Consider the following 11,408-nt stretch of genomic DNA (forward strand, 5'->3'; position numbering starts at 1 on the left):
TACCATAATATTCCTTAATACCCTAAATAATCAGTTAGCACAACAGATTAAATTAATAATTGATAATTCTATCGCTCAAAAGAGCATGCATAATAAATAGTCAAAGAAACTATAAAATAAAACCTTTTTAACGGCCTTCTATGGTAAGAATATCATAGAAGGCCGTTAAAAATTACAGGAATTTGTGCAGACAAGAGTATAACATAAATGAAGCGCTCTCCTTATGGTAAACAGTTTTGTTATTTTAACTGTTTACCATAAGGAGGAGCATATCACTGCCGGAGAATATTTATTTCATTACCGCCAGCGAGCCCATTGGATCCCATGGATTTAAAACCTGAGGTTCTTTTTCATATGCTTTTGACAGCTCCTTGGACAGGTATTTTTTATTTGTCACAATCTGGTATGTGAACTTCTCAAACCAGGAGTCGCTCATCACAAAGTAACCCTTGTCGCCTTTTCCATCACCCCAGCTATTTTCAACCTTCCAGCGGTTTGGTTTGCCATCGTAGATGTTTACTCCGGTTAAAACCATTGCGTGGGTAAGGCAGCTTTCGCCATAGTCGAGCCTTTCGCCCTTTGAAAGCTCAAGATTTGTGCCAAGCACATCGTCATAATTATAGAGAGCATCGTCCATTATTCCCATGGTCTGATCCGATAGCTTCCCTACATCACATCCAAACCATACGGTTTGATTATCTTGAAGCTGTTTTATTGCCAGTTCCTTTAAGGTGTCCACGTCAACGTTCAAGTACTTGATATCCTTTCCGCCCTTTACGTTTCCAAGGTATGCGACGGTATAGGCGGTATTGAACTTTTTATCCGCTGTTGGTGCATTTATTATGCTGACATAATCCCTTATATTGATGTCCACAAATTCACTATAGAACTTCAAAGACGTAAGGTTTTCGCGCCTGTGGAATTTCCCGTCTGCATCCTTGTATTCAAAATCGAATTTCTTAGGAGGTTCCCCCAAAAAACAGCAGAGCATATTATAAACTTCACCGAGTATTTTCTCCTTTTCATTCCTGATGGATTCAACGGATGCGCCGCCCTCATGGAGCTTGCGAAGAGTGAGCGCGCCCTGCCTTAACTTAAGCGCCAGAAGAGAGTTCATCTTGCTGCTTGAGCTGCTGTGGAACGTTTCAGGCATCATATATTTGGGCAGAACTCCATATTTTTCAACGATGTTTGCGAACATGTCCCATTGACCGCCGTCCTGGATTGGGTTTGATAGGAGCCACATAACAAGCCTGCTGTCAAGTGGTTTCTCAAGTGTATCTATTATGCTCTCAAGAAAGTAATTGGACTTTTCAAGCTTGTCCCAAAACATCGTGTAGCACTGCGAAAGTTCAAAATCCTTAATGTTATATTTCTCAATAATCCTTTGCCTTAATAAATTTAGCCCTGCAAACATCCAGCACCTGCCACTTAATTTTTGATTGGCCACCTTGCCGGTGCCGATTTCATTTGAAAATGTAAATTGGTTGTCGATGATGGATTGATTACTTATGGATGCTTCATCAATTCCAACTTTAATAACTGCATTCATCATAAGCCTGTTCTGTGGAATATTATTGAAATTTTCGGAGCAGGACTCTAAAAACTGTTCTGTTATATTTTGTACCATGCTATTACCCCTTTATATGTAGATTTATAAATATTATATACTGTTTTATGCCATTGCTCCAGCAATTACATTATTTTTTTCTATTCGTAATATGAAATCAGGCATAAATAGGCTTATGTTATTTTGAGCAGCGAATGAGTGTTCAAAATAACATAAGCTCATATTACGAATAGAAGTTATTTTTTTAAATTATCTTGTTCTGCAAATATTATTTATATTTATCAATTTATTGTAAGCTTTGCAGTCTGGTTTAAAAGGTGCCACCAGGTATTGCCCGGATTTAAAGGTACCACATTTCCTCCTTCGTCCTTGAAAACCGTATTCGATTTAAGGCTGTCTCTTGACCATGTGACGTTTACAACTTTACCGTTGCTTATTATGCATCCGCTGCCGCTGCCTATAAGGTCAGCATCAAGATATGCCTCGTTTGGTCTGGACCTGTAGTTTACATTCTGAATCACTATGTTTTTTAAAGCGACGGGCTTTTTGTCCTCCTTGTTGAGGGTGGGTATGGTGTTCATCGATTTGTAGTAAAAGCCGTCTTTGAATTCATAGGAAGTATTGTATGAAGCATGAAATTTTATGAGAACATTTTTTGCCTGCGAACCGTCTGCACTGTCCCAGTATGCCTTGTCAAATTTAAGGCTTGACGACGGCTCATGGGAATACCCCTTCGACTGTGCAAGGCTCCTGAGTTTGTCAGCCGATGAGTACAGGCTGTGTTCCTGTATCTTTATGGCCGGATCGCGCCAGTACGATGAGCCGTTTGCGAACTGGTTCATCGACATCAGCGATGGTTCATTTTTGATCCTGTCAAGCGCGTCGTGGCTTCCCCCGCAGTGGGCAAATGGAAGGTTATATTCATAAGCGATGTCCAGAAAATATGTCCTCATGCTCCTTATAGGTCCTATTTTGTCACAGTCATCCTTTTGAAACAATGCCAGGCACCTTGTTATGCCGCCTTCCGTCATCGCTTCGAATACGATATCTGCCGAAGTAAAACCCGACTGGGGACGTGCGGCTACGTAATTTTCTATTATTGCAAGGAAAGCAGGTTTTTGTGCGACATCCTTGCTGACCTCCTCGCCTGTATACGGCGCATAATATTTTTGCTCAGACGCTGTCGACGAGGCAGCAGCATTTGATGTTGAAGTGGAATCTGTATGTGAACCGGTTGGTTTGCCCTTTTTACATCCTGATAAAAAAAGCATTAAACATAAAAATAATATGAGTACACTTTTACGTTTCAATTTACCATCCTCCCAAAATATTATTCATTTATTACATTTTAATATATTTAATATAAAAATAACATGCCCTTGAGAATGATGTCATAAAAGATTTAATCGAGCCTGTAGGAATCATATCATGGCTATTGCCAAGTTTGCATCATGAAATTTATACCGCTACTTAAGAACATAACAGACGATAAGGAAGAGTACAGCTAATATTATATGAAAACTTAGCAGAAAATTTAAAAGTAAAAAATATTATTTATGGAGGAATAAATAATATGGTAATTATTTGGTATATACTGGGAGGCATTATTTTTTCTCAATATCTTATTTTGTAATACTTGGCGCAGTTAGCGAAGGTGTAGTAAATAGGTTAGTTAAATATGATAGAATAAAATCAGGACATGTATCTTAAGAATCATAAAGATGATAATATTAGAAATTAAGACATAGATTTTGATGGCAGTATATTAATAGTATAAGTTTAATCGAAAAAGTTCTATTAAGATTTATAGTATTGAAGAAATATTTTTAAGAAGTTATTTCTGAATTGTTTTGGCAATATATGGTTTCATGCTTTTCCCGTGCCGTGCCATGGCACATTCGCCATGTTGACATATTTATCCTTACAACATATAATTATAGATAACATATTTTTAATGGGGGAATGAGAGGAGTACAATTTCTTTATTTTTCGTTTATCGTAAATCAGCGGTTTAACGGGAAGAGATACGCTGTGAATGCCATCGAGAATATATTAAGAAAGAAGGTCATTTCATGAAATTATCTAGCGGTTTGGCTGAGTTTGGAGTTCGGCATGCGGTCGATTATGTAACAAAGAATCCTGAGAAAAATCTGCCCAAGCTTATGAACTGGATAGACAGGTTCTCTAACGGTAAATTTGAGGGAGCCCGCAGACAAGCCCGTGAAGCTCTGGAAGACCCAAACAACCCGTATCACGATTATATTTTCCATATTGTGAACGATATTGATAAGGATACGCTCAAGACATTTTTTGTAAATTTTATCGTTAACGGAAACCTGATTGGATGGGATAAAGAGCAGTATTACCGGGATACATACCACTGCAATGTCCCGTGGACAATTCTGCTGGATCCAACGTCAGCATGCAATCTGCATTGTACTGGTTGCTGGGCGGCCGAATACGGCAACAAGTTGAACCTTACCTTTGATGAGATCGATAACATCATCATCCAAGGCAAGGAACTCGGTGTTTATTTTTATATTTATACCGGTGGTGAGCCGCTTGTGCGCAAGAAGGACGTGATTGCGATTTGCGAAAAGCATCCGGATTGCGAATTTCTCAGTTTCACAAACGGTACGCTTATTGACGAGGAATTTGCCGATGAGATGCTACGGGTCAAGAATTTTGTTCCCGCCATTTCTATTGAGGGTTTTGAAGAGGCGACGGACAGCCGCCGAGGAAAAGGTGTATATCAAAAAGTTATTAAAGCCATGAAGCTGCTCAAGAGCAAACATCTTCCCTTCGGCATTTCCTGCTGCTATACTCGCGCAAACTTTGAATCGATCACATCGGAAGAATTCTATGACAAGATGATTGAAATGGGATCGCTTTTTGTTTGGTATTTCCATTACATGCCGGTCGGGAACGATGCTTCGGCCGAACTTTTACCGACGGCGGACCAGCGCAGAGAGATGATACGGCGCCTGCGCGATTATCGCAGCCGCAAACCCATGTTTGCCATGGACTTCCAGAATGACGCGCAGTATGTAGAGGGGTGCATTGCAGGAGGACGCCGTTATTTCCATATTAACGCAAACGGAGACATCGATCCATGCGTGTTTATCCATTACAGCGATTCCAACATCCATGAAAAGACGCTGCTGGAGGCTCTTACCTCGCCACTTTTCATGGCCTATCACGATGGGCAGCCTTTTAACGATAACATGTTAAGGCCTTGTCCGATGCTGGAGAACCCGCAGAAGCTGCGTGAGATTGTTTCCAAGAGCGGTGCAAAATCGACGGACCTGCAATCTCCGGAATCAGCCGAGCATTTGTGCAGCAAATGCGACAAATACGCGGCATGCTGGGCATCCGAGGCCGAAAGCCTTTGGAATGGCAGCAAAGATCAGGCGTATTATTTGGAAAAAATGAAACGTAAGGCCAAGGAGGAAGAAGAGCGATTGTCACACAAGAAGGTTGCCTCCGGAAAATAGAGAGTAAGAAAACCGCTACCGAACCAACAAAGTTTCTTCACGCCGAACCTGCCAGTCAATAGCTGGCAGGTTCGGCGTGAAATGTTATACGATTAAAGAGAGAGGATTTCCGATAAGTTTGTACCTATGATTGAAGGGCGTTCGTCTATTGGCAGACTCGGGTTATTCGTACATGTCACTGCGGGCTTTGGTGATGTCGGATTTGCCGGATACTGGACGCTTGAGATGTTCTGCATACAACCGATTAAGATTTATCCAAACGTACAAATATGCCAGATTTACTATCATGATATTTTAGGAGATTATGAACCTTATAAAGACGGTAAATATCAAAATAATACCGGTATTCAACCGAGTTTATTATATAAGGATTTTGAAAAATAATATAGAATAACCATATAAATTTATCTGCATATGTTCTCGTAAAATCTACATGAGGTGGTAAAGTATATGAACATAAAAATAATGAAAGACAGGTATAATGCGGCTGGGTATCACCCAATGATCGATTATAGAAACAAGGAATATCATAAGAATCTCATATGAATATCAAACGTATTTTTGGACGCTGGCATTCGCCAAACATATTATCGGGAAGTACTTTACATTATTAAATGAAGTCGAATATGAGGAAAATCGATACTATCTTGAATTTAGAAACGCAAAATAACTAATGGCATAATCAATTTATAATATTTGTATAATGAGAAGTGACAATGATGAATGAATTGAAATTGATAAAACCGTCAAAAAATTTGCAAAGCGATATCTGGAACTATCGGCAGGAATGTTTTGATTATGGTGAAACTAGAATAAACGGAAGTTGTGGGATAAGTTTTTTTGACAATTTTGATGAATGGTTACAACTTGTTCTTTCTATCGAAAAAGATAAATCGTCGAGAGAAAACATTCATGCAAGCACTTTTTTCTCATTAAGAAAGAGCGATAATAAAATAATCGGCTCTATTCAGTTTAGGCATACTCTTACTGAGGAATTAAAACGTCACGGCGGACATATCGGATATGAAATCCGTCCGAGCGAGAGAAGAAAGGGATATGCCAAGCAACAATTGCTATTGGTTTTAGATATCGCACGTCAAATGAGAATCCCGAAAGTGATGATATCCTGTGACAAAGATAATATATCTTCTGCCAGAACAGCTATAAGCTGCGGCGGAGTATTAACATGGGAAGGATTATATAAGAATAAAATTGAGCAGATTTACTGGATAGACATTGTCAAATAAAATTATAAAATCATCAATCTTGGAAAGCCGGAAACACGGACGAACCTTGTTTTAATTATAATCTATAATCAGAGTATTTGGTTGTTTCTCATAGCAAAGGCCTTGAAGTATCAATCTCTTCAAGGCCTTTGCTATTTTGTGGGCCGTCAAACCAACAGAAATTGAGCGTGATAGATAAGAGCTCAAAAAAATCTCAATAATAACTCCGCTGAATACCAGATATATCAAATATTGTGAAATATTATTTCGTGATTCAGCAATACAGTGTTATATATTCTTGTATACACAGGAGCAATATTCATATACTAACATTAGAAAGGAGTGAGCTAATTGGTACTTCTATCGGTAGGTTATTTTACTGAGGGATGCGATGTATATGAAAAAATGGACCGGCTTGCAAGTTATTATAAGGCAAAAGGTATAGGGATGGGATTAGTTGAAAACGATAGCGGCAATTTACATTTTATAAAGTGTGTAATAAAAGATCCGGGAAGCGAATTCAACAAAAAACAATTTAAAGATAACTTTTATATATATGCGGCGGATATAATATATCAGATGATTATAGAAAATTTTCAAGTAAAATTAATAAGCAAAATTATTAAAGAAAATTATTGCTTTTTGCAGGATAATGAGGTTTCAAACATTGCAGACAGTTGTATTCAGGTTTTGAAGGGTTTAACTCCTGCATCAGGCAGTGAATATATATATTATAAAAATATAAAAGAGAATACAAAAGAAAAGTTATTGCAATATTTTAATGAAAGCAACGAGATAATACTTGAAGGTTTTGTAAGGTTTAGAATGAAAAATTTTCGCAACGAAATTGAAGATTTGTCTGACAAAATCGTAGAGGAATACTTGGTTGATAGAGAATATAATGAGTTTATAAAACTCTTAAAATATTTTGTTGATATACAGGAAAGCAGCATAGATATAATCAATATTGTGGTGGAAAGCGATGGAAATTACAGCATGTACGACGGAATGCGCAATGAGATAACAAAGGATATCCTGAAAAATATTTTGAATGAAAGCAGCAAAAGCGATATAGACAGCGATGATTTACTTATAAGTTCGTTGATAACAGCGGCGCCTAAATATATAATTTTCCATAATCTCTATAATATCAAAAACAAAGATATAATAGAAACTATAAAAAATGTTTTCTGTGAAAGGGTCAAGATCTGTACGGGATGCAGCCTTTGTATCGGCAAAAATCCGGCACACAAGTATTGATGAATTTTCCGGTTTGAGCTTTATAATAAAGAATGGATGTTTAAAGATATATAAAAATTTCGCAGGAGCGGGCCAGAGAAAAAAAAGGTTGGAGAAAGTACGTAAATAAGGCTTAAAGGGCATAAAATAATAAAAGGGAGTTGATATGAATATGCTTCGCCATCCTTCAACATCAGCTCCTCTAAAAACCTGTTAACCTCGAAATATAATTATTTATATGCTTTTTTGATAATATTTACAGTCTCTTCGAGAGATAACTTATATGGATCCAATTCAAATAATCCCCCCATGGTTTTACGTGCATTTTCTGCAAGATGGGGTATTTCTTCCTGGTTGATTCCATAGTCAGACATTTTAAGATTATTAACATCGCAATCTTTCTGGAGTTTTACCAGGGCTTTCACAAATGCCATGGGACGTTTGTCTATATCGATAAAGTCCATATCTACTCCCATTACTTTTGCCATAGTTATGAACTTTTCAGGAATTTTTGAAGCAAAGAAAGTATAATAGCTCTCCGACAGCATTATAAGTCCGGCTCCATGAGGAAGATTAGGGTGATATGCGCTCAGAGCGTGTTCCATTGAGTGCTCGGATGTACAGCTTGAAGTAGATTCTACAAATCCCGATAAAGTATTTGCAAGCGCTACGTAGGTACGAGCCTCTATGTTGTTTCCATTCTTTACACACTCAGGCAGATATTTCGATATTAATTCTATGCTTTTTAAAGCATAAGCGTCGCTGATAGGCGTCGCTATATTTGCAATATAACCCTCGGTGGCGTGGAATAGGGCGTCAAACCCCTGATAAGCCGTAAGATGCTTTGGTATCGACAGCATAAGTTCCGGATCGACGACGGATAAAACAGGAAAGGTAGATTCATTGCCAAAACCTATTTTTTCGTTAGTATCTTCTTTAGTTATAACCATCCATGGATCTGCTTCCGTACCTGTGCCGGCGGTTGTTGTTATGGCAACTATTGGCAGGACTCCATTTTTTACAGGCAATCCCCTGCCGGTTCCACCGTTCACATAATCCCAGTAATCTCCAGAATTTTTTGCCATCACGGCTATTGCTTTTGCCGAGTCGATGCTGCTGCCTCCCCCAAGTCCTATTACGAAATCACAGTTTTCTCTTTTTGCAATTTCTGCGGCTTCCATTACATGGGATTTAATTGGATTAGGCAATACTTTATCAAATATTACATAGTTGATATTTTTGCTTTTTAATATTCCGGTTAAGTGGTCAAGATATCCGTATTTTTTCATGGAATTTCCGCTACTTATGACTATCAAGGCTTTTTTACCGGGAAGGTTCTCTTTTGTAAGTTCTTTTAATTTACCAGGGCCGAATAGGATCTTTGTCGGTATATAATAGTTGAAATTCATTTTTAATACCTCCCGCAAATAATTAACATTTTTTATATAAGTATAGAAACGCATATTTCATATAAATATTAGTACAGTTGTTATACTTTGTAAATAGCGGTCAAACATAAGCTCAAATTACGAATCGAACGCATTTTAAATTTAGTTTGACATATATAAAAAACAAATATATAATTGTAGACAATATAAGTAAATACGATGATAAGGAAGAGTAGACATAAACAGCCGTTATAAGAGAGGAGATGCCGGAGGCTGAAAGCATTTCCAGGCATGCATGTTTGAAAACCGCCTTTGAGTTCATATCTGAAATAAAGTAGGAGTATGCGTTTGCTGCGTTAAAGTTTAGAAGCGGGTTTTATACTAATTTGGGTGGAACCGCGGGAAAAATAAACTCTCGTCCCTTTATGCGACGAGGTTTTTTTTGTCTTGACCATGAAATATATTTAAGAAAGGGATTGATATAATGATTAAGATTCGTTTAAAGGATGGAACTGTAAAAGAGTTTGAAGCAGGCATCACTGTAGCCGATGTGGCAAAGAGCATAAGCCAGGGGCTTGCAAGGGCTGCTGTAGGTGCAATCGTAGACGGTGCCGTAAAGGAATTAAACAGCACTATAGATCATGATGCAGACGTTAAACTGCTTACATTCAATGATGAAGAGGGAAAAAAGATATTCTGGCATACAACATCCCATATACTTGCTCAAGCAGTAAAAAGGCTTTATCCAAATGTAAAGCTTGCCATAGGTCCTGCAATAGATACAGGCTTTTACTACGATTTTGATGCTGATTTTATATTTACTGACGAAGTTCTCAGAAAACTGGAAGATGAAATGAGAAAAATCGTAAAGGAAAATTTAAGCTTGGAGAGATTTGTGCTTGAAAGGGAAGAAGCAATTAAATTCATGCAGGACAAGGATGAGCCGTATAAAGTGATGCTTATAAAGGATTTACCGGAAGATGAGATCATATCCTTTTACAGACAGGGTGATTTTGTTGATCTTTGCGCGGGGCCCCACTTGCCGTCGACCGGTTCCATAAAAGCCATCAGGCTTTTATCCGTTGCAGGTGCATACTGGAGGGGCAGCGAAAAAAATAAAATGCTTCAGAGAATATATGGGACTTCTTTCCCTAAGAAAAGTGAACTTGATGCGTATATAAATCTTTTGGAAGAGGCTAAAAAAAGAGATCACAGGAAATTAGGAAAGGAGCTCGATATATTCAGCATGCATGAAGAAGGACCCGGATTTCCCTTCTTTCATCCCAATGGGATGATCATAAGAAACGAGCTTGAAAGTTTCTGGAGAAAGATACACATAAAAAATGGATACAAAGAAGTGATGACTCCTATAATACTGAGTGAATCCTTATGGCATCAATCAGGACATTGGGATCATTATAAAGAAAATATGTATTTTACAAAAATAGATGGTGAAGATTATGCTATAAAGCCTATGAACTGCCCTGGCGGAATATTGATTTATAAAAATGCCATGCACAGTTATAAAGAGCTTCCGATAAGATTAGGTGAGCTTGGGCTTGTCCATAGGCATGAACTTTCAGGAGCATTGCATGGCCTTATGAGAGTCAGAAATTTTACTCAGGATGATGCCCATATATTTATGGCTCCCGACCAGGTAAAAGATGAACTTTTGAGAGTAATAAAGTTGACAGATTATGTATATAAACTTTTCGGATTTGAATATCATGTTGAATTATCGACAAGGCCCGAAAATTCCATGGGCAGCGATGAGGCATGGGAGCTTGCGACAAATTCATTGAAAGATGCTTTAAAAGCGGCAGGACTTCCTTATAAGATAAATGAAGGTGACGGGGCTTTTTACGGTCCTAAAATCGATTTCCATCTTAAAGACTGTATTGGCCGTACATGGCAATGCGGGACAATACAGTTAGATTTTCAGATGCCTGAAAAGTTTGACTTGACCTATATCGGCCCTGATGGTGAAAAGCACAGGCCCGTAATGGTGCACAGGACTATATTTGGCAGCATAGAAAGATTTATCGGAATACTTATAGAACAGTATGCCGGAGCGTTTCCCGTCTGGCTGGCGCCTGTCCAGGTCAGAGTGATGAATATAACCGAGAACCAAGCTGAGTATATAAAAAATATAGAGGGGATTCTTCTTGAAAAGGATATCAGAGCTGACGCCGACCTTAGAAGTGAAAAGATCGGATATAAAATAAGAGAGGCACAGGTACAAAAGATTCCGTATATGCTTGTTGCCGGTGACAGGGAAGTCAAAAACGGTGAAGTTTCCGTAAGAGATAGAAAACTCGGAGATATCGGGACGATGAAGATAGATGACTTTGTAAAGCTGGTTGAGGATAAGATAAATACAAAGGCCATCGATTAGATATTTTCCAAATGATCTTTATACACCCGCATAAAAATCAGCTTGAGTTTCCGCATATTTATCCACACCACCTGATTTAAGAGAGAACAGTTGTCC

General features: G+C 38.2%; 7 protein-coding genes, 1 pseudogene and 1 other annotated feature. Of the genes and pseudogenes, 5 read left to right on the plus strand and 3 right to left on the minus strand.

The window, feature by feature from the left end; translation table 11 throughout:
- Nucleotides 1–289 precede the first annotated feature (289 nt).
- Nucleotides 290–1,630, minus strand: coding sequence for a C1 family peptidase (locus tag QME45_13450; protein ID MDI6619638.1), 1,341 nt, complete (start codon nt 1,628–1,630; stop codon nt 290–292).
- Between the two features lie 221 nt (nt 1,631–1,851).
- Complete coding sequence (locus tag QME45_13455) at nt 1,852–2,880, minus strand: DUF3048 domain-containing protein (protein ID MDI6619639.1); 1,029 nt, start codon at nt 2,878–2,880, stop codon at nt 1,852–1,854.
- A gap of 762 nt (nt 2,881–3,642) precedes the next feature.
- On the opposite strand from QME45_13455, the gene QME45_13460 reads away from it, so the two are divergent.
- From QME45_13460 to ytxC, 4 genes and pseudogenes are all read left to right on the plus strand, one after another.
- Nucleotides 3,643–5,064, plus strand: coding sequence for a radical SAM protein (locus QME45_13460; protein ID MDI6619640.1), 1,422 nt, complete (start codon nt 3,643–3,645; stop codon nt 5,062–5,064).
- Between the two features lie 114 nt (nt 5,065–5,178).
- Nucleotides 5,179–5,448, plus strand: a pseudogene (locus tag QME45_13465) (dCTP deaminase).
- Nucleotides 5,449–5,780: 332 nt separating this feature from the next.
- On the plus strand, nt 5,781–6,311 hold the full coding sequence (locus tag QME45_13470) for a GNAT family N-acetyltransferase (protein MDI6619641.1): 531 nt from the start codon (nt 5,781–5,783) through the stop codon (nt 6,309–6,311).
- 330 nt (nt 6,312–6,641) lie between these two features.
- Nucleotides 6,642–7,550, plus strand: a complete 909-nt coding sequence (ytxC, locus tag QME45_13475; protein MDI6619642.1) for a putative sporulation protein YtxC — start codon at nt 6,642–6,644, stop codon at nt 7,548–7,550.
- A gap of 209 nt (nt 7,551–7,759) precedes the next feature.
- Here the strand turns inward: ytxC and QME45_13480 are convergent, their stop codons facing one another.
- Nucleotides 7,760–8,938, minus strand: coding sequence for an iron-containing alcohol dehydrogenase (locus QME45_13480; protein MDI6619643.1), 1,179 nt, complete (start codon nt 8,936–8,938; stop codon nt 7,760–7,762).
- Between the two features lie 189 nt (nt 8,939–9,127).
- Nucleotides 9,128–9,343: a binding site (T-box leader), on the plus strand.
- Between the two features lie 58 nt (nt 9,344–9,401).
- Here QME45_13480 and thrS point away from each other — a divergent pair.
- Entirely contained in the window at nt 9,402–11,312 is a 1,911-nt protein-coding gene (gene thrS / locus QME45_13485) for a threonine--tRNA ligase (GenBank protein MDI6619644.1), read from the plus strand.
- Nucleotides 11,313–11,408 lie beyond the last annotated feature (96 nt).

This window comes from Clostridiales bacterium (assembly GCA_030016385.1).
GTDB lineage: Bacteria > Bacillota > Clostridia > Clostridiales > Oxobacteraceae > JASEJN01.

What these genes read in the sequence shown, in the direction of transcription:
- QME45_13450 (MDI6619638.1), bottom strand. Translation starts at nt 1,630, where the DNA reads ATGGTACAAAATATAACAGAACAGTTTTTAGAGTCCTGCTCCGAAAAT.
- QME45_13460 (MDI6619640.1), top strand. Translation starts at nt 3,643, where the DNA reads ATGAAATTATCTAGCGGTTTGGCTGAGTTTGGAGTTCGGCATGCGGTC.
- QME45_13470 (MDI6619641.1), top strand. Translation starts at nt 5,781, where the DNA reads ATGATGAATGAATTGAAATTGATAAAACCGTCAAAAAATTTGCAAAGC.
- QME45_13480 (MDI6619643.1), bottom strand. Translation starts at nt 8,938, where the DNA reads ATGAATTTCAACTATTATATACCGACAAAGATCCTATTCGGCCCTGGT.
- thrS (MDI6619644.1), top strand. Translation starts at nt 9,402, where the DNA reads ATGATTAAGATTCGTTTAAAGGATGGAACTGTAAAAGAGTTTGAAGCA.